General features: G+C 65.5%; 20 protein-coding genes. 15 read left to right on the top strand and 5 right to left on the bottom strand.

Going from position 1 to position 23453, the window contains the following annotated elements; translation table 11 throughout:
- Nucleotide 1: 1 nt before the first annotated feature.
- Nucleotides 2-706: a response regulator transcription factor gene (locus U4Y90_RS29600; protein ID WP_321799968.1), complete on the top strand. Its 705-nt coding sequence runs from the start codon at nt 2-4 to the stop codon at nt 704-706.
- 15 nt (nt 707-721) lie between these two features.
- Here the strand turns inward: U4Y90_RS29600 and U4Y90_RS29595 are convergent, their stop codons facing one another.
- A complete protein-coding gene (locus U4Y90_RS29595; RefSeq protein WP_321799966.1) occupies nt 722-2497 on the bottom strand; it encodes a hybrid sensor histidine kinase/response regulator in 1776 nt (591 codons plus the stop codon).
- A 232-nt stretch (nt 2498-2729) separates the two neighbouring features.
- On the opposite strand from U4Y90_RS29595, the gene U4Y90_RS29590 reads away from it, so the two are divergent.
- The gene (locus U4Y90_RS29590; protein WP_321799964.1) at nt 2730-3494 is read left to right on the top strand and encodes a hypothetical protein; all 765 of its coding nucleotides are present in this window, start codon (nt 2730-2732) and stop codon (nt 3492-3494) included.
- Between the two features lie 37 nt (nt 3495-3531).
- Here U4Y90_RS29590 and gcvA read toward each other — a convergent pair whose 3' ends face one another.
- Nucleotides 3532-4419, bottom strand: coding sequence for a transcriptional regulator GcvA (gene gcvA / locus U4Y90_RS29585; protein WP_321799962.1), 888 nt, complete (start codon nt 4417-4419; stop codon nt 3532-3534).
- A 215-nt stretch (nt 4420-4634) separates the two neighbouring features.
- On the opposite strand from gcvA, the gene U4Y90_RS29580 reads away from it, so the two are divergent.
- The 7 genes from U4Y90_RS29580 to U4Y90_RS29550 all read left to right on the top strand — a co-directional run bounded on the left by U4Y90_RS29580 (nt 4635) and on the right by U4Y90_RS29550 (nt 13177).
- Complete coding sequence (locus U4Y90_RS29580) at nt 4635-5405, top strand: transketolase (RefSeq protein ID WP_321800029.1); 771 nt, start codon at nt 4635-4637, stop codon at nt 5403-5405.
- On the top strand, nt 5402-6400 hold the full coding sequence (locus U4Y90_RS29575) for a transketolase family protein (protein ID WP_321799961.1): 999 nt from the start codon (nt 5402-5404) through the stop codon (nt 6398-6400). The genes U4Y90_RS29580 and U4Y90_RS29575 overlap by 4 nt, the downstream gene beginning before the upstream one ends.
- A 36-nt stretch (nt 6401-6436) precedes the next feature.
- A complete protein-coding gene (locus tag U4Y90_RS29570) occupies nt 6437-7201 on the top strand; it encodes an SDR family NAD(P)-dependent oxidoreductase (RefSeq protein ID WP_321799959.1) in 765 nt (254 codons plus the stop codon).
- 61 nt (nt 7202-7262) lie between these two features.
- Nucleotides 7263-8303: a TRAP transporter substrate-binding protein gene (locus U4Y90_RS29565; protein WP_321799958.1), complete on the top strand. Its 1041-nt coding sequence runs from the start codon at nt 7263-7265 to the stop codon at nt 8301-8303.
- A gap of 5 nt (nt 8304-8308) precedes the next feature.
- Complete coding sequence (locus tag U4Y90_RS29560) at nt 8309-10168, top strand: TRAP transporter large permease subunit (RefSeq protein ID WP_415749428.1); 1860 nt, start codon at nt 8309-8311, stop codon at nt 10166-10168.
- Between the two features lie 60 nt (nt 10169-10228).
- On the top strand, nt 10229-12199 hold the full coding sequence (gene tkt / locus U4Y90_RS29555; protein WP_321799957.1) for a transketolase: 1971 nt from the start codon (nt 10229-10231) through the stop codon (nt 12197-12199).
- A gap of 21 nt (nt 12200-12220) precedes the next feature.
- The gene (locus tag U4Y90_RS29550; RefSeq protein ID WP_321799956.1) at nt 12221-13177 is read left to right on the top strand and encodes a D-2-hydroxyacid dehydrogenase; all 957 of its coding nucleotides are present in this window, start codon (nt 12221-12223) and stop codon (nt 13175-13177) included.
- 38 nt (nt 13178-13215) lie between these two features.
- Here the strand turns inward: U4Y90_RS29550 and U4Y90_RS29545 are convergent, their stop codons facing one another.
- Nucleotides 13216-14253: a LacI family DNA-binding transcriptional regulator gene (locus U4Y90_RS29545; protein ID WP_321799955.1), complete on the bottom strand. Its 1038-nt coding sequence runs from the start codon at nt 14251-14253 to the stop codon at nt 13216-13218.
- 267 nt (nt 14254-14520) lie between these two features.
- Here U4Y90_RS29545 and U4Y90_RS29540 point away from each other — a divergent pair, with 267 nt between their 5' ends.
- The 4 genes from U4Y90_RS29540 (at nt 14521) to U4Y90_RS29525 (ending at nt 19203) form a co-directional block, all read left to right on the top strand.
- Nucleotides 14521-15897, top strand: coding sequence for a uracil-xanthine permease family protein (locus tag U4Y90_RS29540; protein ID WP_321799953.1), 1377 nt, complete (start codon nt 14521-14523; stop codon nt 15895-15897).
- A 9-nt stretch (nt 15898-15906) separates the two neighbouring features.
- Complete coding sequence (locus tag U4Y90_RS29535; protein WP_321799951.1) at nt 15907-17325, top strand: amidohydrolase family protein; 1419 nt, start codon at nt 15907-15909, stop codon at nt 17323-17325.
- A 7-nt stretch (nt 17326-17332) separates the two neighbouring features.
- Nucleotides 17333-18052, top strand: a complete 720-nt coding sequence (locus U4Y90_RS29530; protein WP_321799949.1) for a sulfite exporter TauE/SafE family protein — start codon at nt 17333-17335, stop codon at nt 18050-18052.
- A gap of 62 nt (nt 18053-18114) precedes the next feature.
- A complete protein-coding gene (locus U4Y90_RS29525) occupies nt 18115-19203 on the top strand; it encodes a porin (protein WP_321799947.1) in 1089 nt (362 codons plus the stop codon).
- A gap of 10 nt (nt 19204-19213) precedes the next feature.
- On the opposite strand, the gene U4Y90_RS29520 is transcribed toward U4Y90_RS29525, so the two are convergent.
- Both U4Y90_RS29520 and U4Y90_RS29515 read right to left on the bottom strand, forming a co-directional pair.
- Nucleotides 19214-19558, bottom strand: coding sequence for a cupin domain-containing protein (locus U4Y90_RS29520; RefSeq protein ID WP_321799945.1), 345 nt, complete (start codon nt 19556-19558; stop codon nt 19214-19216).
- Nucleotides 19559-19635: 77 nt separating this feature from the next.
- The gene (locus tag U4Y90_RS29515) at nt 19636-20370 is read right to left on the bottom strand and encodes a GntR family transcriptional regulator (RefSeq protein ID WP_321799943.1); all 735 of its coding nucleotides are present in this window, start codon (nt 20368-20370) and stop codon (nt 19636-19638) included.
- A gap of 151 nt (nt 20371-20521) precedes the next feature.
- On the opposite strand from U4Y90_RS29515, the gene U4Y90_RS29510 reads away from it, so the two are divergent.
- Both U4Y90_RS29510 and U4Y90_RS29505 read left to right on the top strand, forming a co-directional pair.
- Nucleotides 20522-21892: an adenylosuccinate lyase family protein gene (locus U4Y90_RS29510; protein WP_321799941.1), complete on the top strand. Its 1371-nt coding sequence runs from the start codon at nt 20522-20524 to the stop codon at nt 21890-21892.
- Nucleotides 21893-21919: 27 nt separating this feature from the next.
- Nucleotides 21920-23335 carry a cation:dicarboxylate symporter family transporter gene (locus tag U4Y90_RS29505; RefSeq protein ID WP_321799939.1) on the top strand — a complete coding sequence of 472 codons (1416 nt, stop codon included), beginning with the start codon at nt 21920-21922 and terminating at the stop codon, nt 23333-23335.
- Nucleotides 23336-23453 lie beyond the last annotated feature (118 nt).

Raw genomic sequence — 23453 nt, 5'->3', positions numbered from 1 at the left:
CATGAGGTTCCTCGTCGCCGATGACCACGAACTGATCCGCCAGGCCGTCAAGTCACTGCTGCGCGGGATCGATCCCGACGCGCAGTTCGACGAAGCCGACAACTGGGAAACGCTCGCCGCCGCCGCGCGCCCGGAAGCGAATCACGATCTCGCGATCGTCGATCTGCACATGTCCGGCATGGCGAGCGCGTCGTCGTTGACGGCGCTGTTGAAGGCGAATCCGGCGCTGCCGCTTGTGGTGCTGTCGGCGGAAGAATCCGTCGACGAGATGCGCGCCGTGCTCGCCGCCGGCGCGCTCGGTTTCGTGCCCAAGCGCGAGCCCGCCAACGTGATGGTCAAGGCGATCGAGCTCGTGCTGTCCGGCGGCGCCTACGTGCCGATCGAAGCGCTGAGTCTCATTGATCCGACGCCCGCGCGGCTCGCGCGCCAGAGCGCCGCCGAGCGCCCGCGCCCGGTCACGAACAGGCCGGCGGCGCTCGCGCCGCATCATCTCCATCTGATGGAAAACCTGTCGCCGCGGCAGCGCGAAATCATGCGGCTCGTGCATCGCGGCTGTACCAACAAGATGATCGCGCGCGAGCTGCAAGTGGCCGAAGGCACGGTGAAGGTGCATCTTTCCGTGATCTTCCGGGCGCTCGGCGTGCACAACCGCTCGTCGGCGATCGCGCTCATCAACGGCTGGCTGCAAAGCGGACGCACGCTCTGAGCGACGCCCCGACCCTCATGCCGCCTCGTCCTGTCCGTGCGGCTGCAGCAGCATGTCGAGCGTGCGGCGCAGGCGCGTCGGCGTCACGGGCTTGTGGAGGATCGGCAAGCCTCCGGCCGCGAGCGCCGCGAGTCCGGGCGACGCCATGTCGCCGGTGATCACGATGTTCGCCGGCTCCCCATGCCCGCGCCGCCGCAACGCTTCGCGCACCGCCTGAATCACGTCGGCGCCGGTCTCGTGGCGATCGATCTGGTAATCGCACAGGAGCGCGTCGGGCACGAAGCCGTCGGAAATCGCCCGCACGGCAGCCAGTTCGTCGCGGCAGCCGCGCACGATGCAGCCCCAGCGCGCAAGCAGCGCACCGAGCGCATCGAGATTCGCGGGATCGTCGTCGACGCACAGCACGCGGCGTCCTTCGATGCATCCGCCCGCCGATAGCGGCGCGCACAGGCCCGCGGTGACGAGACTCGCATCGCCAAACCGGACCGGCACGCGCATGGTCGTGCCGCGGCCCGGCTCGGAACGGAGAATCGGTTCCTCGCCGAGCAGGCGCGTGAGCCGCCGCACCGTCGCGAGTCCGAGTCCGTGACCCTGACGCGCGGCATGCTGCGGCAGCGCCGCCTGATAGAAGTCCTCGAAGACGAGCGCGTGTTCGTGAGGCTCGATGCCGATGCCCGAATCGCGCACCTCGACATGACAGCGCTCGGGGTCGCAGCCGTGCCGCACGCCGATCCAGATCGAGCCTCGTTCGGTGTAGCGCACGGCGTTCGACACCAGATTGCCGATCACGCGTTCGAGCAGCACCGGGTCCGTGAATGCGACGCATTGTGTCGGCGCGATACGCAGCGCCAGCCCTTTCGCGGCGGCGGCGGGCCGGAACTGCCGGTCGATGCGCGCGAGCAGTTCGGACAGCCGGAAATGCTGCGGAATGACCTGCGTGACGCCGCTTTCGATGCGCGCGAGATCGAGCACCTGATTGAAGAGCTGATTCAACGCTTCGACATTGGCGATGATGTGCTGCGCGGCTTCATCGCGTTCCTGCGCGCTTGCGCCGTTGTCGCTCAACGCCTGCGCGAGCAGTCCTATCGCGTGCAGCGGTTGACGCAGATCATGACTCGCCGCGGCGAAGAAGCGTGTCTTCGCGAGACTCGCTTCCTCGATCACGCTTTTCTGGACTGCGATGGTTTGCGCCTGCCGCTCCTGATGCACGCGCGCCTCGACGATGCCGCGAAAGAGCCGCCGATACTGCGACCCGAACACGTGAACGGCGCAGACGAACACCGCGAGCACGACGCCCAGCTCGAAGCGGCCGTCGGCGGGCCACAACAGGCTCATCGCCGTGGCGGGCAGAAGCAGCGTGAGCACCGCGCCCGACAGGTTGAGCAGATTCAGCCCGTTCGACACGTAAGCGAGCGCGGCCAATGTCACGAGCAGCACCGCCTGCGCGGCGACGAACGCGTCGAATTCGCTTCGGAACGCCAGCCAGATGGCGATGCCCGGCCCCGCGTGCAGCAGCACGTTTCTCAGCGCATGCAGACGGATCCAGCAGCGGGCGTCCAGCCGAAGCGGATCGTGCCGCCGCCACGCCCACAGGCAGATCGCGAAACAGTTCGCAATCCCATAGAAGACCAGGCACCAGAACAAGGGCTGACCCGGAGTCGCATCGGGCAGGCAGGATGCGCTCAGAAGCGCAATGGCACACGCGTGCGCGATGAAGGATACGGGGTCCGCCGCGTAGAGCGCTATCGCGAGATCCTCGTCGATCTCGCCATGCTCACGATCGCCATGCATCTGTCATCCCCTTATTGCGTTAATTGCTTCGGGTGACGTCAGGCATCGGGCGGATGTGGTGATCTTGCGACGGCGTGCGCGCCGCGATTCCACTGGTCGCCTGCTTGACCGGTTTACCCAAAAGTTTAGTCAACGGATATGACTAATTCCATATTGGTCCTTCCAGGGGAGAAAACCATACTCATGACGTTGCCACCTATTCGAGGGGATTGACAACGTGGAGACCTTAACGATGAATCCCGTCTGCGAGACGGGCGCGCCTTCGATGCTCACCGAGCTTTGGCGCAGGCGCACGCAACTGACGCAGGACGAAATGGCGTCCATCTACAAGCTCGTGAAAGGCGCGTTGCGCAGCTATCACCCGCCCGAGCTGCAATCGCTCAGGGAAGACAAGGAGGAACTCGTCGCGCAGTTCATCTATTCGAAGGTGCTGCGGCTCGAACCGGGACATGGCGAATCGCATGCGAGCGAGCAGAGCGCGCCATCGAGCGGCTACGCCGTATGCACGTATTTCAGGCGCTTTCTGATCGATTGCCTGCGCAGTGCGAGCTATCAGCGCGATGTGTCGATGGAGCTCGACGGCATCGTCCAGCAAGTCGACGAGCACGCGCATGCGATCGACGATCCGGTTGAATCCGTGCTGATGCAATACGGCCTCGACGAAGCGCGGGTGCGGGCGCTCGCGCGCGCTTTCATCGACGATCTCGACGAGTACGAGCAACTCGTGCTCGCGGGCACGCTCGGCTGGTGCTCGGGCGGCAAGGGCGGTCTCTTCGGGCTCGCGACGCGGCATCACATCCCTTCGTACCACTATCGGGCTGTGAGGCTGGGCGTCACGTTGAAGAAGTCGGCGCAGAGCGCGGATTTCGCCGCGACGAAGATCGGCCGATGGATCGGCGGCGTGCTCGGCATCACGATCAGCGCGGAGAATCAGGCCGCCATTCTGCTCGTGCTGAATCTGCTCGCGGTGGAGTCGAGTCAGACGGTGGCGGCATGAACGACGCGCAGGTCTCGATCGACTTGCCGAAGCGCGATCAATCCAGTTCCTCGAAGAGCCAGTCTTGAAAGCTCTTCACCTTCGGCAAGTCCACCGATGACTTGAGCAGGTTCAGCGTATAGCCGTTCACGCTCAGGCCATCGAAGCCGAACGGCGCGACGAGCTTTCCCGTATCGAGCTCGCGCTTCACGAGCAGCAGGCTTTCGAGACACACGCCGACGCCGTCGGCGGCCGCGCTGATCGCCATGAACGAGCGATCGAAGCGCGGCCCGCGCGAAATATCGAGCGGCGTCTTGCGATGCATGCGCATCCAGTCGCGCCATCCGACGAGACAGTTCTCGCTGTGAATCAACGTGTGATGCCGCAGGTCCGCGACCGTGCGAATCGGATGCTCGCCTTCCATCAGCTTCGGCGAGCAGAGCGGCACGATCGTCTCGGACGGCAGATCGAGCACCAGCGTGCCCGCCGGTTGCAACCTGCGCGCGCCATAGCGCAGGTCGATATCGACCGCTTCCCTTGTCAGGTCCACCGGGTCGTTCGATGCATGCAGCCGCAGATCGATATCCGGATGCCGGGCCGAAAAGCGCGCGAGGCGGGGCATCAGCCATTGCGTCGCGAAGCTCGGCGTCGAGTGCACGGTGAGGATGTCGCTCTTCGCCACACGGCCGATGTCGCGCGTCGCCTTTTCGATGCGCGCGAACGCCGCCCCGATTTCCTCCGCATAGGTGCGGCCGCTGTCCGTGAGCAGCACGGCGCGATGCACGCGATGAAAGAGCCGCACGCTCAGTTGCTCTTCGAGCAGCTTGATCTGATGGCTGATCGCTGAAGGCGTCACGAACAGTTCCTCTGCTGCGAGCGCGAAAGATTCCAGCCTGGCCGCCGCCTCGAACGCCTGTATCGACTTGAGCGTCACGCGATTGTGCATTGCAGTGATCACCTGAATTCAATTCAACGATCAGCCACTTTAATTCGTTTGAGCGCAGCTCTACAAGCGAATACGCTTGTTTCATGCACCGAGCGCCCGATCAAAGGGAAAACCCTGAAGCGCTCGCGGACTTCAAAACAAAGGAGACACGCGTGAACAAGAGCATCGCGCAACTCGCGCAGCACGCTCATCGCATTCGCCGCAACGCGCTGCTCATGGGCGAAGTGCAGGGCCAGGGTTATATCGGTCAGGCGCTCGACATCGCCGATGTGCTGGCGGTCGCCTATTTCGGCGCGATGAACCTGCGCCCCGGCGATCCCGAATGGGAGGACCGCGACCGCTTCCTCCTCTCCAACGGTCACTACGCGATCGCGCTCTATGCAGCGCTGTTCGAAGCGGGCGTGCTGCCGCAAGACGAACTCGAAACCTATGGCAGCGACGACAGCCGTCTGCCGATGTCCGGCATGGCGAGCTATACGCCGGGCATGGAAATGTCGGGCGGCTCGCTGGGGCAAGGTCTCACGATCGCGGTCGGCCGTTGCCTCGGCCTCAAGCGCAAAGGCTCGCGGTCCTTCGTCTACACGCTGTTTTCCGATGGCGAGCTCGACGAAGGCGCGATCTGGGAAGGGCTCATGTCGGCGGCGCACTGGAAGCTCGACAACCTCATCGCGATCGTCGACGTGAACAATCAGCAAGCCGACGGCCCGTCGACGCAGATCATGGCCTTCGAGCCGCTCGTGCCGAAACTCGAGGCATTCGGCTGGCATGTGCAGCGCATCGACGGCAATGACATCGCCGCCGTGAAGGAAGCGTTCGACATCGCCCGGAATCTGAAGGAAGAGAAGCCGCGCATCATCGTGTGCGATACGAAGATGGGCTGCGGCGTGCCGTTCCTCGAAGAGCGCGAGAAGAACCACTTCATCCGGGTGGATGCGCATGAATGGAAGCTCGCGCTCGACGCGCTGGATGCAGGGAGACAGGCATGAACACCGTCGCAAGGAAGCCGCGTCTGAAGACCTCGGCGATGATCGCGTCGATTGCGGGCGAAGGACAGGTCACCCGCTCCGCGCCCTTCGGCCACGCACTCGCCGAACTCGCCCGCACGAACGCGAACGTCGTCGGCATGACGGCCGACCTCGGCAAGTACACGGACCTGCATATCTTCGCGAAGGAATTCCCCGAACGCTATTACCAGATGGGCATGGCCGAGCAACTGCTGATGGGCGCGGCCGCCGGCCTCGCGCACGAAGGCGCGCAACCGTTCGTCACGACCTATGCGGTGTTCGCGACGCGCCGCGCCTACGACTTCATCCATCAGACCATCGCCGAAGACAATCTCGACGTGAAGATCGTCGCCGCGCTGCCGGGTCTCACGACGGGCTACGGCCCGAGCCATCAGGCCGCCGAAGACCTCGCGCTGATGCGCGCGATGCCGAACATGACCGTCATCGATCCGTGCGATGCGCTCGATATCGAGCAGATGGTGCCCGCCATCGCTGCGCACAAAGGCCCGGTCTATGCGCGTCTGCTGCGCGGCAACGTGCCCGCCGTGCTCGACGAATACGGCTATCAGTTCGAACTGGGCAAGGCGAAGCTCGTGCGCGACGGCGCCGATGTGCTGCTCGTCTCCACCGGCATCATGACGATGCGTTCGCTCGAAGCCGCGAAGGCCCTGCAGGCGGACAACGTCGATGTCGCGGTGCTGCACGTGCCGACCATCAAGCCGCTCGACACCGCGACCATCCTGCGCGAAGCGAAGCGCACGGGCCGCATGGTCGTCGTCGCGGAGAACCATACGGTGATCGGCGGCCTCGGCGAAGCGGTCGCGCGCACGCTGCTCGGCGCAGGCGTCACGCCCGCCTTCCGTCAGATCGCCCTGCCCGACGCCTTTCTCGACGCGGGCGCATTACCCACGCTGCACGATCGCTACGGCATTTCCACCGAAGCGATGTGCAACACCATCAAAGGCTGGCTCGGCTAAGCCTTCATCGACACTCACCATCTGGAGAATCACATCATGTCAGAGTCGCGTCTTCTCGAAGGCAAGGTCGCCGTCATTTCCGGAGCGGCGTCGCCGCGCGGGATCGGCATGGCGACGGCGCGCATGTTCGCGAAGCACGGCGCGAAGGTCGCCATTCTCGATCTCGACGAAGCCGCTGCGTGCGAAGCGGCGAGCAGCATCGGCCCGGAGCATCGCGGCTATGTGTGCAACGTGACCGACCGCGCCGCCTGCGATAGAGCGGTCCAGCAAGTGGTCGCCGACTTCGGCGCGATCGACGTGCTCATCAACAACGCGGGCATCACGCAGGCCGTGAAGCTGCTCGATATCGACGAGGCAAGCTGGGACCGCGTTCTCGATGTCAACCTGCGCGGCGTGCTGTATCTGTCGCAAGCCGTGGTGCCGCAGATGAAGCGGCAAGGCGGCGGCTCGATCGGCTGCATGTCTTCGGTATCGGCGCAGCGCGGCGGCGGCATTCTCGGCGGCCCGCACTACTCGGCGGCAAAGGCGGGCGTGCTCGGTCTCGCCAAGGCGATGGCGCGCGAGCTCGGCAACGACGGCATCCGCGTGAACTGCGTGACGCCGGGCCTGATTCAGACCGACATCAACGCGGGCAAGATCAGCGACGACAAGCGCACCGAGATTCTCGCCGGCATTCCGCTGAACCGTCTGGGCGTACCCGATGACGTCGCGGGCGCGTTCCTGTTTCTCTCGTCGCCGATCTCTTCGTACATCACCGGCGCGGTCATCGACGTGAACGGAGGCATGCTGATCCACGGTTGAAGCGCAAGCGCATTCGAATAACAAGATCTATCGACCATCATCAGGTTTGGAGGAGCACACCATGACCCATCGCACGAAACAAGGCGGCATCGACCGCCGGACGTTCCTGAAGACGGGCGCGACGCTCGCCGCGGCCGCCCCGCTCTGGGGGCTCACGACACGGCACGCGAGCGCCGCCGACTTCTCGTACAAGCTCGCGACCGGACAGGACCCGACGCATCCGGTGAACGTCCGCGCGCAGCAGGCCTGCGACAAGATTCGCGAGGCGACCGGCGGCAAGCTCGACATCAAGGTGTTTCCCGCGAATCAGCTCGGCTCCGACACCGACCTGCTTTCGCAGGTGCGCAGCGGCGGCGTGGAGTTCTTCAATCAGGCATCGTCGATTCTCGCGACCCTGACGCCCGCCGCGGGCATCGTCAACACGGGCTTCGCGTTTCCCGACTACGACACCGTCTGGAAAGCGATGGACGGCGATCTCGGCGCCTATATCCGCGCCCAGGTCGAGAAGTCCGGCATCATCGCCGTGTCGAAGCCGTGGGACAATGGCTTCCGTCAGATCAGCTCGTCGACGCGCGTCGTGAAGACGCCTGCCGATCTGAAGGGCTTCAAGATTCGCGTGCCGCAGGCGCCGATGCTCACGTCGCTGTTCAAGTCGCTCGATGCCGGCCCCGCGCCGATCAACTTCAACGAGCTCTACTCCGCGCTGCAAACGGGCGTGGTCGAGGGCCAGGAGAATCCGCTGCCGATCATCGCGACAGCGAAGCTCTACGAAGTGCAGAAGTCGATCAGCCTCACTTCGCACGTCTGGGATGCGTACTGGATTCTCGGCAATCGCCGCGCATGGCAGGCGCTGCCGGCGGACATGCGCGCGATCGTCACGCGCGAGTTCGAAGCGGCCGCGATGCTGCAACGCGCGGATATCGCGAAACTCAATTCGAGCCTGCGCACCGACCTGAAGGCGAAGGGCATCACGATGGTCGACGTGGATCGGGAAGCCTTCCGCGCGGCGCTGAAGAAAACGAGCTTCTACGCCGACTGGAAGGCGAAGTACGGTGAGCAAGCCTGGGGCACGCTCGAAAAGTACACCGGAAAACTGGTATGAAAGCCATGCAGACGATCATGCTTCCGCATCCGGCGCCGCGGCGTGTCGCCGAATTACTCGATACCTGGCTCGGCCACCTCGTGGAGATTCCCGCCGCGCTGCTGGTCGTCGCCGAGATCGTCGTGCTGCTCACGGGCGTGACGAGCCGCTATCTGCTGCACAATCCGCTCGTGTGGAGCGACGAGCTCGCGTCGATGCTGTTCCTGTGGCTCGCGATGCTCGGCGCGGTAGTGGCCTTGCGGCGCGGCGAGCACATGCGCATGACGGCGCTGGTCGGCATGGCGTCGCCCGGCATGCGCGCGTTTCTCGATGTCGTCGCGATCGCCGCGCCGCTCGCGTTCCTCGCGATGGTCATCGGCCCGGCGTTCGATTTCGCGCAGGACGAGTCGTTCATCACCACGCCCGCGCTCGAGATTTCCAACTCGTGGCGCGCGGCGGCGTTGCCGATCGGCTCGGGCCTGATGCTGCTCGTCGCGTGCCTGCGCCTGGTTCGCGTCGCCGACTGGAAGCACACGCTCGGCGCGCTCGTGCTCGTCGCGGCGATCGCGGGGGCCTTCTACGCGGCGAGTCCGCTCTTGAAGGGGCTCGGCAACTTCAACCTGCTGATCTTCTTCGTCGGCCTGGTCGCGGTCTGCGTGCTCGCGGGCGTGCCGATCGCGTTCTCGTTCGGCCTCGCGACCTTCGGCTATCTCGCGCTGACGACGAGCACGCCGCTCGTCGTCGTGGTCGGACGCATGGACGAAGGCATGTCGCATCTGATTCTGCTGTCCGTGCCGCTCTTCGTGTTCCTCGGGCAACTGATCGAGATGACCGGCATGGCCGCCGCGATGATCGCGTTTCTCGCAAGCCTGCTCGGTCACGTGCGCGGCGGCTTGTCGTACGTGCTCGTCGGCGCGATGTATCTGGTCTCGGGCATCTCGGGTTCCAAAGCCGCGGACATGGCGGCCGTCGCACCGGTGCTGTTCCCCGAGATGAAGGCGCGCGGCGCGAAACCCGGCGATCTCGTCGCGCTGCTCGCCGCGACCGGCGCGCAGACCGAGACCATTCCGCCGAGCCTCGTGCTCATCACGCTCGGCTCGGTGACGGGCGTGTCGATCTCCGCGCTGTTCACGGGCGGCATGCTGCCGGGCATCGTGCTCGCCGTGACCTTGTGCGCGGTCGTCTGGTGGCGCTATCGCGTAGACGATCTTTCCGGCGTGAAGCGCGCGAGCCGCGGCGAGATCCTGCGCAAGTTCGCCATTGCGTTGCCCGCGCTCGCCCTGCCCTTCGTGATTCGCGCGGCCGTGGTCGAAGGCATCGCCACTGCAACGGAAGTGTCGACCATCGGCATCGCGTATGCGGTGCTCGCGGGCCTGCTCATCTATCGCCGCTTCGAATGGGCGCGGCTCAAACCGATGCTGATCGACACCGCCGCCCTTTCCGGCGCAATCCTGCTCATCATCGGCGCGGCGACGAGCATGGCCTGGGCGCTCACGCAGTCCGGCTTCTCCGGTCAGCTCGCCCGCACGATGGCCGCGCTGCCCGGCGGCGGGTGGATGTTCATGGCGGCGTCGATCCTCGTGTTCATCGTGCTCGGCAGCGTGCTCGAAGGCATTCCCGCGATCGTGCTGTTCGGCCCGCTGATGTTTCCGATCGCGCGGCAGATGGGCATCCACGACGTGCACTACGCGATGGTCGTGATCCTGTCGATGGGCGTCGGCCTGTTCGCGCCGCCGTTCGGCGTCGGCTACTACTCGGCGTGCGCGGTGAGCCGCATCCATCCCGACGAAGGCATGAAGCCGATCATCGGCTATATCGCGGCGCTGATCGTCGGGCTGATCCTGGTCGCCGCCGTGCCCTGGTTCTCGACCGGCTTCCTGCACTAACCCCAACTCGTCCCGCACGTTCATTCAGGCCGCTCCCGCAAGGAGCGGCAAGGAGAAGTCATGCCTTCCATCGACACGCACAAGCTGTCGAACGCTATCCGCTTTCTCGCCATCGACGCCATCGTGCGCGCGGGCGAAGGCCATCAGGGCGTGCCGCTCGGCATGGCCGAAATCGCCACGGCGCTGTTCACGCGGCACATGAAGTTCAATCCCGCCGATCCGCAATGGCCCGACCGCGACCGCTTCGTTCTCTCGAACGGCCACGGCTCGATGCTGCTCTATGCGGTGCTTCATCTGACGGGCTACGCGAACTTCGGCATCGACCAGATCAGGACCTTCCGCGAAATGGGCTCGCATTGCGAAGGCCATCCCGAGTTCGATACCGCCTCCGGCATCGAGGTGACGACCGGACCGCTCGGACAAGGCGTCGCGAATGCGTTCGGCATGGCGGTCGCGGAAGCGTATCTGAATGCGAAGTTCGGCGGCGATATCGTCGATCACCACACGTATGCGTTCGTCGGCGACGGCTGCCTGCAGGAAGGCGTCGCGCAGGAAATGATTTCGCTCGCGGGCCATCTGAAGCTCGGCAAGCTGATCCTGTGCTGGGACGACAACCGCATCACGGATGACGGCAGCACGTCGCTTTCGATCAGCGAGGACGTGAGCGAGCGATTCCGCGTCGCGGGCTGGCACGTGATCGAAGTCGACGGGCACGATCTCGAAGCGGTGTCGAACGCGCTCGCCGAAGCGAAAGCCGATCCGCGTCCGTCGATGCTCGCGTGCCGCACGACGATCGCACGCGGCATCGCGCGTCTGCAAGGTCAGCGCGGCGGGCACAGCGGGCGTCTCTTCGAGAAGGACGCCGACGCCGCGCGCAACGAACTGAACTGGCCGCACGCGCCGTTCGAGGTTCCCGGCGACGTGCTGCATGCGTGGCGCGATGCCGGCCGCCGCAGCGATAGCGAGCATCGTGCGTGGCGCGAGCGCGTCGCGGCATTGCCGCAGGAAGCGCGCGCCGAGTTCGAGCGCGTCATCGCGGGCGAATTGCCTGTCGGCTGGAAAGACACGCTCGAGTCGTACAAGCGCGACGCGCAGGACTCGCCCGGCGGCATCATGATCTCCGCCGAGATCAACGATCTGCTCGCGAACGTGCTGCCCGAGCGCGTGGTCGGCTGCGCGGACCTCGAAGCGCCGACGAGCCACAAGCGCAGCCTGCGCGCGTTCACTGCCGAAGATCGCGGCGGCGCATACGTGCATTGCGGCGTGCGCGAACACGTGATGGGCGCGATGGCCAACGGCATGGCCGCGCACGGCGGCACCGTCCCGCTCGCCGTCACCTATCTCGCCTTCTCCGACTACGAGCGCCCGGCGATGCGCATGGCCGCGCTGATGGGCCTGCCGGTGAAGTTCGTCTTCAGCCACGACTCGATCGGCGTCGGCAAGAACGGGCCGACGCATCAGCCGGTGGAAATCCTCGCGTCGCTGCGCGCGATGCCGAACATGCGCGTGTTCCGTCCCGCCGATGCGGTCGAAGCCGCCGAATGCTGGATGCTCGCGTACGAGCACAAGAGCGGCCCGAGCACGATGGTGTTCGCGCGCCAGGCGCTGCCGCTCGTGCGTCGCGCGCACGACGAGGCCAACCGTTCGGCGCGCGGCGGCTACGTGCTCGCCGAGGCCAAAGGCGGACCGCGTCGCGTCACGCTCATCGCGACGGGCTCCGAGGTCGCGATCGCGCTCGCCGCGCGCGAGCGGTTGCAGGCGGCCGGTATCGCGACAGCGGTCGTGTCGATGCCTTGCTGCGAACTCTTCGACGAGCAGGACGCGGACTATCGCGTGAGCGTGCTCGGCGCGCAAACCGTGCGCGTCGCGGTGGAAGCCGCCGTGCGCTTCGGATGGGACCGCTATCTCGGCGATCGCGGCGGCTTCGTCGGCATGAAGGGCTTCGGCGCGTCGGGGCCGGCGGAAACGCTCTACGAGCACTTCGGCATTACGCCCGCGCATGTCGTCGCAGAAGCGCAGCGGCATCTTTGAACCTTCAACTTCGGAATATCCATGCACAAGATCGTCTTTCTCGATCGCGAAACGCTCGCGCCGCAGATCACGCTGAAGCGGCCCGCGTTCGAACACGAACTCGTCGAATACGGCCGTACCGCGCCCGAGCAGGTCGCCGCGCGTTTGCAGGGCGCGAGCATCGTCATCACGAACAAGGTCGCGATTACCGCCGATGTCATCGCGCAAGTGCCGACGCTCGAACTGGTCGCGGTCGCCGCCACCGGCACGGATGTCATCGACAAGACCGCTTGCGCGAAGCGTGGGATCGTCGTGTCGAATATCCGCGGCTATGCGGTGAACACGGTGCCGGAGCACGCGTTCGCGTTGATGCTCGCGCTGCGGCGCAATCTGATCGCGTATCGCGACGACGTGCTGAACGGCGAATGGCAGAAGTCCGGCCAGTTCTGCTTCTTCAATCACGCGATCCGCGATCTGGGCGGCGCGACGCTCGGCATCATCGGTGAAGGCGTGCTCGGGCAGCGCGTCGCCGAGATCGCCAAGGCGTTCGGCATGAAGCCGGTTTTCGCGGCGCACAAGGGGCGCGCGGACATGGGGCCGCTCTACACGCCGTGGGACGAGATGCTCGCGACGAGCGACGTCATCACGATCCACAGCCCGCTCACGCCGCAGACGCGGGGCATGTTGTCGACGTCGGAATTCCGCGCGATGAAGAAAAAGCCGCTCATCATCAACACCGCGCGCGGCGGACTGGTGGACGAGGATGCGCTCATCGAAGCGCTCGACGAAGGCTGGATCAGCGGCGCGGGCTTCGACGTGCTCGCGACGGAGCCGCCCGCGCCCGACAACCCGCTGATGCGCGTCGCGGGACGGCCGAACGTGATCGTGACGCCGCATGTGGCGTGGGCGTCGGACGAGGCGCAGCAGTCGCTCGCGGATCAGCTCATGGACAACATCGCGAGCTTCGTGGCGGGCACGCCGGTCAACGTGGTCTCGTGACACGCGTCGCCGCCCGTGCGCACGCGCTTCAGCGCGGATTAGTTCTTCGCCGTCGCTTCCGATGATTCGCGCACGACCAGCGAGGGCAGCGCCGGCGCGACCGTGCGCGCGCCGCCCTTGCCCGCGAGATGCGCGAAAAGGAGTTCGACCGCCTGCGAGGCCATGTCGTCCAGATGAAGATCGACGGCGGTGAGCGGCGGGCGGCAGGCGCGCGCACGCGTGCCGTCGTAGCGCGTGACGACCTTAATGTCCTCCGGCACGCGTTTCGCGCTTTGCGCAATCGCCTGCACCGCGCCGACCGCGAATGCATCGACGAGCGCGCACAGACCGTCGACGTCGGGCTGTTGCGCGAGCAACGCGGCGCACGCGTCGCGCCCGGCGTCCTCGCCCCCCGATTCGTCCGCGACCGCGATCACCGGCGTCATGCCGTGAGCCGCGCAGAACCGCGCATAGGCATCGCGGGCCTCGATATACGAATTGCGCTGCTGCGCGCCGATCAGCAACGCGATCTTCGCGCAGCCCTGCTCGCGCAGATGGCTCAGCAGCAGTTCCGTGGTCGCCGAAGAATGGATGTCGACGTAAGGCGCGACATCGTTGCCCGGCTGGCGCCCGAGGCACACCACCGGCAAGCCGCGCTCCTGCAGATGCGCGACGTTGGCGTCGTCGGCGGTGGGTTCGATGACGATCGCGCCGTCGATATCGAGCTGCTCCAGCGGCAGGCGGCCCGCCATCACCGGCGGCACCAGCACGAGCGCGAGCCCTCGCGTGAGCGCAGCGGCGGCGGCCACCGCGGCGACTTCCATCAGAAAGCCGAGCCGCGACGCGCCGCCCGCGATTTCGAAGGGCATCGACGAAATCAGCGCGATGGTATGCGCCTCGCCGGTGCGCAAGCGCTGCGCGCGCACGCTCGGACGATAGCCGAGCGCACGCGCCGCTTCTTTCACGCGCTCGCGCGTCTGCGGATCGACGTAACCCTTGTCGTTCAGCGCATGCGAGACGGTCGTGGTCGAGACGCCGGCGACGCGCGCCACGTCGGAGATGGTCGGCCGCGGCTTGCCCGGCGCGATGCTTTGCATGGTCCTGCGTTCCTCGCTCATGGTGCGATGCCGGATTCTCTCACGGCTCGTTGCGGTGCTTTCTCACGACGAATCCCCGTCTATCGCGTCCGCGATGACGATAAATTTTTCGGCTTGACAGCAGCGAAATGACGCACCATTCTACGATAGCAAATCGATTTGGGGCGCCCGCCCATTTTTATTGCCCCGATCCCAAATCGATTTGGGAAACCAAAACCACCGCGCCGAACGACCGGCCGCCGGCGCGGCATACAGGAGACAACCGTCATGGTCCACCATCCGCCGATTCACGCTGTCGACGAGCGCCTGCCGCTCGCCAAGCTTTTCTTGTTCGGTTTGCAGCATGTGCTCGTCGTGGCGGCATCGCCGATCACGGCCGTGTTTCTCGTCGCGAAGGCGCTGGGGCTGTCGTCCGCCCTCACCGTCGATCTGATCAGCGCGACGTTCCTCGTGTGCGGGCTGGGCACGCTGCTGCAGTCGTTCGGGCCGCTGAAATTCGGCGCGCGCCTGCCCTTCATCATGGTGCCGGGCGGCGCGCCGGTCGTGCTGTTCGTGCTGATCGCGCAGCAGACCGATCTCGCCACCGCCGCCGGCGCGACGATCCTCACCGGCCTCTGCTACTTCCTGCTGCTGCCGGTGTTCGCGCGCTGCCTGCGCTTTTTTCCGCGCATCGTGATCGGCACGATGCTGATCCTCGTCGCCATCAATCTGATCCGGATCTACGGCGTGGTGATCGTCGGCAAGCCGGGCACGGCGGAATTCGCGAACCCGCTCGGCATCGGGCTCGCGCTCGCGACGGTCGTCTTCACCGTGCTGTTCGCGAAGCTCTTCAAGGGCATGCTCGGCCAGCTGGCCGTGCTGCTCGGCCTGCTCGCGGGCGCGGCGCTCGCCTGGACGCTCGGCGCGATGAGCTTCGCCGACGTCTGGTCCGGCGCGCTCGTCACGCTGCCGACGCCGCTGCCGTTCGGCATGCCGCACTTCGATATCGTCGCCGCGCTGCCGCTCCTCATCTTCAGCGTGATCTCGATGGCGGAAGCGACCGGCCAGACGGTCGCGATCGCCGAAGTGGTGGGCAAGGAGATCGATCCGCAAATCGACGTGCCGAAGACGATTCGCGGCGATGCGGCGATGTCCGTGCTCGGCGGTCTCTTCGGCACGTCGCTCATCATCACGAGCAGCGAGAACATCGGCATCGTGCAGGCGACGGGCGTGCGCTCGCGCTTCGTCACGGCGGCGGCGGGCGGGCTGCTCGTCGTCATCGCGCTGCTCGCGCCGCTCGGCAGGCTCGCCAACGCGATTCCCGCGCCGGTCGTCGGCGGCACCGCGCTGATCGTGTTCTCGATCATCGGCGTGATGGGCATCAACCTGCTGCGCCAGGTGGACTTGCGCGCGCACGCCAACATGTACACCCTCGCCGCCGCGCTGACGATGGGCGTGCTGCCGATCGTCGTGCCCGGCGTCTACAGCCGCTTTCCGGCGGCGCTCCAGATCGTGCTCGGCAACGGGCTCGCGATGGGCGCGCTGACCGCCGTCATCGTCAACGTGCTGTTCGCGCATCTGAAGCTGCACTGGCGCGAACGCCCCGCCGCCGATCCCGCCGCGCCGCTCGAAGCCGCCATCCACGACAACCGCTCCTGTCACTAAGAAAACCTCATGAACACTCATTCGCTCACGCCCGCCGCGCTGCAAGCCGACCGACTGCTGCTCCTGCCCGGCCAGGTGCTGCTCGCGGACGGGCCGCGGCCCGATCACGCCGTCGTCATCGAGAACGGCAAATTCGCCGCCGTCGGCCCCGCCGATGACATCGTCGCGCGATATCCGCATCTCACGCCGCTCGCGCTGCCCGACAAGCTCGTGATGCCGGGCTTCGTCGATGCGCATCATCATCTGACGCAATCGCTCGGCAAGGCGCTGGCATTCGGCGAGCCGTCGGAGATTTATCGGCGGATCTGGGTACCGCTCGAAAACTGTCTCGACGAGAATCTCGTGTATCTGTCGGCGAAGCTCGCCGCGCTCGAAGCGCTGCGCGGCGGCTTCACCACCGTGTGCGACGCCGGCACGCGCGCGAGCGGCGATGCCTCGACGATCGCCGCGGCAACGCAGGAAGTGGGCGTGCGCTGCGTGCTCGGCCTCATCTGCAACGATCTCGCCGACGATATCGACGCCCGCGCGCGCGCCGCGATCGTCGTGCGCGCGCAGCAGCATCTGGCGCGCTGGGACGGGCACGCGCTCGTGCATCCGTCACTGGCGATCTCGGTGCCGGAAGCCGGCTCCGACGGCATGCTGCAAACCGCCGCCGCGCTGTGCGCGGACGCGAACGCCGTGTTTCAGACGCACGCCAACGAGCATCTCGCGTCGGTGGAGCGCTCGATCGTGCGTCGCAAGATGCGGCCGATCGAGCATCTGCATTACGCGGGCGCGCTCGGGCCGCAGACGCTGATCGCGCACGCCACGCTCGTCACGCCGTCCGAACTGAATCTGCTCGCGCGAACCGGCGCGGCCGTCAGCTACAACCCGGTCGCGAGTTCGTGGAAGGGCAACGCGGTCGCGCCCGCATTGCAGATGGCCGCGCTCGGCATCCGCTTCGGGCTCGGCACGGACGGCACGCGCAGCGACGCGTTCCGTCTCGTCGATGCCGCCGAAACGGCGCAGCGATTCGCCTTCGGTCTCGCGACCGGGGATTCGTCGTGCGGCGCGGGCGCGCTGTGGCTCGATCGCGCGTTGCGCGGCGGCGCGGATGCGTTGCGTCTGACCGCGCGCATCGGCGAGATCGCGCCGGGCAAGGCCGCGGACTTTCTGCTCGTCGATCTCGACGTGCCGGAGATGCGGCCATCGTGGGATCTCACATGGGAGCTCGTGCGGCTCGCACAGCGCAGTCAGATCGACGCGGTGTTCGTCGCCGGCAAGCTGCGTCTGTGGCAAGGCTGGCCGACCGACTGGGACGCCCGCGCGTTCCTGAGAGAAATCGATGACATCGCGCGCGAAGTCGTCGCGCAGGCGCCGATTCAACGCGTGCACGTGGCGCCGGCGCTGTCGCCGCTGACCAGCACGCCCCTTCCGACCATGGAGTGAATTGCCCGTGAGCCTCACCATTCTTGCAGTGCTCGCCGCCACCGTCGCGATTGCCGCGTTCATTCAGGGCGCGGTCGGCGTGGGCTTCGCGCTGATCTGCGCGCCCGTGATCGGGCTGATCGAACCGGGCCTGCTGCCCGTGTCGCTGCTCATCCTGATGCTGCCGCTGAACGTCTATCTCGCGTGGCGCGAACGTCCCGCGCTCGATTCGAAAGGCACGCTGTGGATCACCGTCGGCAGAACGGCGGGCGCGGTGGCGGGCGTGTGGATCATTTCGCGCATCTCGGCGCACGATCTGAACCTGTTCATCGGCGCATCGACGATCGCCGCCGCCCTCGCGACCCTGTGCGCGCCGAGCTTCCTGCCCGGCCGCAACGCGTTGATGGCGGCGGGCGCGGTGACCGGCATCACCGAAACGGCGACGGGCATCGGCGGCCCCGCGCTCGCGATGGTGTTCCAGCACTATCGCGCGCCGGCGCTGCGCTCGACCATTGCGTTGTGCTTCGCGATCGGCGAGGCGCTTTCGCTCGTGATGCTCTCCGCGACCGGACAGATCACCGGCGCGAAGTTCATGTCGGCGCTGCTGCTCGTGCCGCCGGTCATTATCGGCGCGTGGATCAGCCAGCACGTGCATCAGCGTCTGAACGCGCGCCTGCTGCGCGTTTCCGTGATGGCGTTCGCCATCGTGTCGGGCGCGGCCATTCTCTGTCAGACGCTGATGTCCTGACGTTCCTGATGTCATCGCCGGCCGGGACCGGCGTTTCCTCTTCAATCGTTAGCGAGACCCTTATGAACAAGAGTCTGGTCGTGCTCGCCCTTTCGATGCTGAGCGTCGCGGCGAATGTGCACGCGCAAAGCAGCGTGACCTTGTACGGCAGCCTGGATGCGGGCGTCGGTTATGTGAGCAATTTGCGGGGCGCGCGCGCGTTCATCGCGCAGCAAGGCACGCTGCAGGCGGATCGCTGGGGCCTCACCGGCACCGAGGATCTCGGCGGCGGACTCAAGACGGTGTTCAAGCTGGAGTCCGGCTTTTCGACCATCAGCGGCGCGATGTCGAGCGCCGGCACGCTGTTCAACCGGCAGGCGTATGTCGGCCTGAGCGAGAGCCGCGTCGGCACGATCACGCTCGGGCGTCAGACAGACTTTCACTTCGAGATGCTCGGGCCGCTTTCCACCGCGCAGACGCTCGGCGATTTCTCGGCGTTCCATCCCGGCAACGTCGATGGACTGGGCAATACGGTGCCCGTCCAATTGTCGAACACGGTCAAGTTTCGCAGCCGCACGATCGCGGGCGTCACCTTCGGCGCGATGTACGGATTCACGAATCAGTCGAGCAGCACCACGGGGCGCAGCATCAGCTTCGGCGCGACGTACGGGTACGGACCGCTCAATCTCGCGGCGGCCTATTCGGAGTATCGCGATCGCGCGTTCAATCTGGCGAGCGGGCTCGGACTGACGAGCTTCGAAGGCATCGCCTTGCCGGCCAATGCATCTTTCGTTGCGGACAACGTAAGGAACGCGGGGATCGGCGGAAGCTTTCAGATCGGACGCGTGCAATTGCATGCGCTGCTGACGCAGGTACGCATCGAGGCGCACGGTCGTTCGGAGAACTATCGCGCCATCGATGGCGGCGCGAATTTTCAGGTGACGCCCGCCTACATGATCGGCGCGGGCGCGTGGACCACGACGCTCGCCGGGCAGCGCTGGACGCAGGTGACGATCGCCAACGTCTATTCGCTTTCCAAGCTCACCCAGATTTACGCCGACGTGATGGTCGAGCAGGCTTCGTCGGGCGCGGTCGCGAGCACACTGGGCATCGGGCCTTCGTCGTCGAACCGGCAGACGGTGGTGCTGACGGGCATTCATCACCTGTTCTGAGGCCGAGCGATCATCCTCGTTCGGGCGCGTCGCAGCGGACCGTCGTCGTATTGGCTTTTTCCACCGTCAGATTGATCGAGCGTCCGCCGCCGGTGCGCGTGCGGTGGCGCACGCCCGCGGGGACGGTCAGCAACTGGCCCGCGCGCAACTCGATTGGCCCATCGTCGAAATCGATGATCAGGACGCCGTCGATTCCGATGAACGTTTCATCGGAATCGGGGTGAACGTGCCAGAAGTACGAGCCGTCCATCACGCTGACGTGGACGTCGTGATCGTTGACCTTCGCGAGGACCTCGTTCCGGTAGCCGTCGGTCACGGCAGTTGCCATGGCGAGGAAGTCAGTTCGTTCGATCATGTGCCCGCTCCCGTCGATCTGCTGGTGAAATTTCCGCCCCGTTCAGGACGCGTCCTCGGCCATTGCCCCCGCCGATTTCAGCTATTCGAGCGCTTGAGCCGCATCGCGACTGAAAATCGTTCGGCGGGGTGAATGCTGACCGATACCTCGAAACTCCTGCCCGCCGAGTCCAGGTAGCGCCGAACGATTTCGAGCGCGGCCGTTCCCGGCTCTACGCGCAGCCGCTTCGCCATCTCTTCCGAGACCAGCACCGCCTGGATTCCCTGCTGGATCTCGGCAATGCTGTGGCCGTAGCGCTCCTCGATCAAAACGCTGATCAAGCGGTCGGGCTGCTCGCGCGCAATATCAGCCACATCGGCGTAATCGGGGGCGATGTACACGTCCGTCCATCCGACCGGCGCACGGGCCTTTCCTCCATCGATGCGCAAACTCGAAATGCGCAAGAACCGCGCCCCTTCGACACATTGCAGCGTCCTCGCCAGATCGTGACCGGCGGCGATCACCTCGGTCGATTGCACGATCCGCAAATGCTCGGAGCCGAACTGGGTCAGATCGTCCACCGAGGCCAGCGTCGGTCGAAACTCATTCCTCGGGCGCGCCGATTCCACGCGCGTCCCCGCATTCTTGCGACGTGAAACCAGACCGAGCTGCTGGAGTTCATGCAGCGCCGCACGCACGGTATGGCGGCTCGTCTGGTAGTGATCCCGCAGCTCCAGCTCGGTCGGAAGGACGCTGCCGACGGGATAGCGCCCCGACGCGATCGCTTCGGTGAGCTCGCGCGCGATGTCCGCGAAATGGGTTCGGTTGGTCATCTTGTCTCAAAAAATTGGTTAGCGCTGTCCGCTAGGGTAAATCATAGCTTGCCCCTTCATGTCCGGACATATTATTCTGAATATGTCCGGACTTATTCGACGCTCTGTCCGCTCCGTTCATCCCGTTCAGTTCGAAATTCTCGAGGTCGCAATGACGCATGTCACCGTTCCGATGGCCAGCACCGTGGTCGATTCCATCCTGTTTCGCGACGCCTTCGGCACCGCGAAGATGCGCGCGCTGTTCTCCGATCACGCGCTGATCCAGCGCTATATCGATGTCGAGGTTGCGCTGGCGAAAGCCGAAGCGCGCACCGGCGTGATTCCGGCCGATGCGGCCGAAGCGATCGCGCGTGAGTCGACCATCGAGCGCATCGATTTCGATCACATGCGGGAAGAGACCGATATCGTCGGCTATCCGATCCTGCCGCTCGTTCACCAACTGGTCGAGATGTGCGGTGAAGCGGGTCGCTATGTCCATTGGGGCGCGACGACGCAGGACATCATGGATACGGCGGTCGCGCTGCAAGTGCGCGACGCACTCGATTCGATCGATGGCGACATCCGGGACCTTCGCACGATACTCGCGGATCTGGCGAAGAAGCATCGCGACACGCCGATGGCCGGCCGCACGCACCTGCAGCAGGCGCTGCCGGTGACCTTCGGCTACAAGGTGGCGATCTGGCTCGCGATGTTCGATCGTCATCAGGCGCGGCTTGCGCAGTTGCGCGAGCGCGTGGCCGTCGTCGAATTTGCGGGCGCGGCGGGCACGCTGGCATCGCTCGGGGACAAAGGCTTCGAAGTGCAGAAGGCGCTTGCAGCAGAACTGAAGCTAGGCGTGCCCGCAACGACATGGCACGTCGCGCGCGATGGCTTCGCCGAAGCCGTGAACCTGCTCGCGCTGGTCACCGGCTCGCTCGGCAAGATCGCGCTCGACATCATGATCATGGCGTCCACCGAGTTCGCGGAAGTCTACGAACCGTTCGTCAAGGGACGCGGCGCAAGCAGCACCATGCCGCAGAAGCGCAATCCTATATCGAGCGAACTCATGCTCGCGGCGGCGAAGGCCGTGCGCCAGCACGCGGGCCTGATGGTCGACGCGATGATCCAGGACTTCGAGCGCGCCACCGGGCCGTGGCATGCCGAGTGGATCGCGATTCCCGAAAGCTTCATTCTCACCGCGGGCGCGCTGCATCAGGCGAAGTTCGCCCTCGGCGGCCTCATCGTCGACGAAGCGCGCATGAAGCACAACCTCGGCATCAGCCGTGGCTTGATCGTCGCGGAAGCCGTGATGATGGGCATGGCGCCCTACACCGGACGTCAGCAGGCGCATGACATCGTGTACGACGCATGCCGCACGGTGAACGAGCATGGCGGCACGCTCGCGCAAGCGCTCGCAGCCTTGCCTGAAGTCACGAAGCACTTCGACCGTGCAGCCATCGAGCGCATGACCGATCCCGCGAACTATCTCGGTCTCGCGCCGCAGATGGTGGACCGGGCCATCGCGCTGTCGAGCGAAGTCTGAACATAAAGAATCATGGAGGAGCATGCGATGCATAACGAACACGCATCACACGACGGCGCCACCCTCGCCGCGACGAAGAAGCTGCCGTGGTACCGCAAGCTCGGCATGCAGGTGCTGCTGGCGCTCGTCATCGGCATTGCGGTCGGCCTGCTATTTCCGAAGTTCGGCGCGCAACTCAAGTTGCTCGGCGATATCTTCCTCGCACTCATCAAGGCCGGTGTCGCGCCGCTGGTGTTTCTCACGATCGTGCATGGCATTGCGTCGGCGGGTGACGTGAAGAGCGCGGGACGTGTGGGCTGGCGCTCGATCGTCTACTTCGAAGTCGTCTCGACGATCGCGCTCGCATTCGGACTGCTCGCCGGCAATCTGCTGCAGACGGGCAAGGCGATGACCTCCGTCGCCGTCGGCGCCGTGCCCTCGGTCGCGGCCAAAGCTGCGCCACAGGGCTTCAGCGAGTTCGTCATGCATATCGTGCCGGACAACTTCATCGGCGCGTTCGCGAAGGGCGAGCTGTTGCAAGTCGTCGTGCTCGCGGTGATGGTCGGCATCGGCATTCTCGCGATTCCGGAGCGCCGCCGCGTGCGCATAAACGAAGGGCTGGATCTCATCTCCGAAGTGCTCTTCTCGTTCATCAATCTCGTGATGAAGCTCGCGCCGCTCGGCACGCTCGGTGCGATCGCGTTCTCGGTGGGCAGCAACGGCACGGCGGTGCTGATCGCGCTCGCGCAACTCGTGCTGAGCTTCTATGCCGTGGTGGTGCTGTTCATCGTCGTGGTGATGGGCGTCATTGCCAAGCTCGCGGGTTTCAGTCTGTGGCGCTTTCTGCGCTATATCAAGGACGAGATCTTCATCGTGCTCGGCACGGCTTCATCCGAAAGCGCCCTGCCGCGTCTGCTGATCAAGCTCGAGCGGCTCGGCTGCGCGAAGCAAACTGTCGGGCTCGTGTTGCCGACGGGCTACGCGTTCAATCTCGACGGTACGTCGATCTTCATGTCGATGGGCGTGATGTTCATCGCTCATGCTTACGGCGTGCCCATCACACTGGATCATCAGATCGGCATTCTGTTGCTGATGCTGCTGACGTCGAAGGGCGCGGCCACGGTGTCGGGCGGCTCGTTCGTCGTATTCGCGGCAACGGTCACGTCGACCGGCATCCTTCCGGTCGAAGGCCTGGCGCTGATCTTCGGCGTGTACCGCTTCATGTCGATGGCCATCGCCACCTGCAATACCATCGGCAACAGCCTCGCGACGGTCGTGATCGCCAGGTGGTCGCGGACCTTCGATGCGACCGTTGCGGAGCGGCATCTGTACCCTGAGCGCTTTCCTGAAACCGCCCGGGCCGACGAGTACCTTGCCGACGGCAATCTCCTGCCTGAAGACATGAGCGACGCGAATCCGCATTCACATGGCATCCCGCTCAAGGGGGCGCAGAACACGCCTTGATTCGAACGGGATGGCGCGACGATGCACAGTGGCGTCGCGCCGTGCCTGGCTCGGCGCTTCGTCTGGCTGAGGTGCGCGTCGCCTTTCAGGAAACTTCAACGAGTCTTCACGGTCTGGA

This window comes from Caballeronia sp. J97, assembly GCF_905220305.1.
GTDB lineage: Bacteria > Pseudomonadota > Gammaproteobacteria > Burkholderiales > Burkholderiaceae > Caballeronia.
The sequence above is the reverse complement of the archived record's forward strand: the minus strand, read 5'-3'. Positions and strand labels throughout refer to the sequence as shown.

Coding starts and splice junctions, on each gene's coding strand:
- U4Y90_RS29560 (WP_415749428.1), top strand. CDS start 8,309: ATGCAGACGATCATGCTTCCGCATCCGGCGCCGCGGCGTGTCGCCGAA.
- U4Y90_RS29535 (WP_321799951.1), top strand. CDS start 15,907: ATGAACACTCATTCGCTCACGCCCGCCGCGCTGCAAGCCGACCGACTG.
- U4Y90_RS29510 (WP_321799941.1), top strand. CDS start 20,522: ATGACGCATGTCACCGTTCCGATGGCCAGCACCGTGGTCGATTCCATC.
- tkt (WP_321799957.1), top strand. CDS start 10,229: ATGCCTTCCATCGACACGCACAAGCTGTCGAACGCTATCCGCTTTCTC.
- gcvA (WP_321799962.1), bottom strand. CDS start 4,419: ATGCACAATCGCGTGACGCTCAAGTCGATACAGGCGTTCGAGGCGGCG.
- U4Y90_RS29545 (WP_321799955.1), bottom strand. CDS start 14,253: ATGCAAAGCATCGCGCCGGGCAAGCCGCGGCCGACCATCTCCGACGTG.
- U4Y90_RS29520 (WP_321799945.1), bottom strand. CDS start 19,558: ATGATCGAACGAACTGACTTCCTCGCCATGGCAACTGCCGTGACCGAC.
- U4Y90_RS29600 (WP_321799968.1), top strand. CDS start 2: ATGAGGTTCCTCGTCGCCGATGACCACGAACTGATCCGCCAGGCCGTC.
- U4Y90_RS29515 (WP_321799943.1), bottom strand. CDS start 20,370: ATGACCAACCGAACCCATTTCGCGGACATCGCGCGCGAGCTCACCGAA.
- U4Y90_RS29550 (WP_321799956.1), top strand. CDS start 12,221: ATGCACAAGATCGTCTTTCTCGATCGCGAAACGCTCGCGCCGCAGATC.
- U4Y90_RS29565 (WP_321799958.1), top strand. CDS start 7,263: ATGACCCATCGCACGAAACAAGGCGGCATCGACCGCCGGACGTTCCTG.
- U4Y90_RS29540 (WP_321799953.1), top strand. CDS start 14,521: ATGGTCCACCATCCGCCGATTCACGCTGTCGACGAGCGCCTGCCGCTC.
- U4Y90_RS29595 (WP_321799966.1), bottom strand. CDS start 2,497: ATGCATGGCGATCGTGAGCATGGCGAGATCGACGAGGATCTCGCGATA.
- U4Y90_RS29580 (WP_321800029.1), top strand. CDS start 4,635: ATGGGCGAAGTGCAGGGCCAGGGTTATATCGGTCAGGCGCTCGACATC.
- U4Y90_RS29590 (WP_321799964.1), top strand. CDS start 2,730: ATGAATCCCGTCTGCGAGACGGGCGCGCCTTCGATGCTCACCGAGCTT.
- U4Y90_RS29505 (WP_321799939.1), top strand. CDS start 21,920: ATGCATAACGAACACGCATCACACGACGGCGCCACCCTCGCCGCGACG.
- U4Y90_RS29525 (WP_321799947.1), top strand. CDS start 18,115: ATGAACAAGAGTCTGGTCGTGCTCGCCCTTTCGATGCTGAGCGTCGCG.
- U4Y90_RS29570 (WP_321799959.1), top strand. CDS start 6,437: ATGTCAGAGTCGCGTCTTCTCGAAGGCAAGGTCGCCGTCATTTCCGGA.
- U4Y90_RS29575 (WP_321799961.1), top strand. CDS start 5,402: ATGAACACCGTCGCAAGGAAGCCGCGTCTGAAGACCTCGGCGATGATC.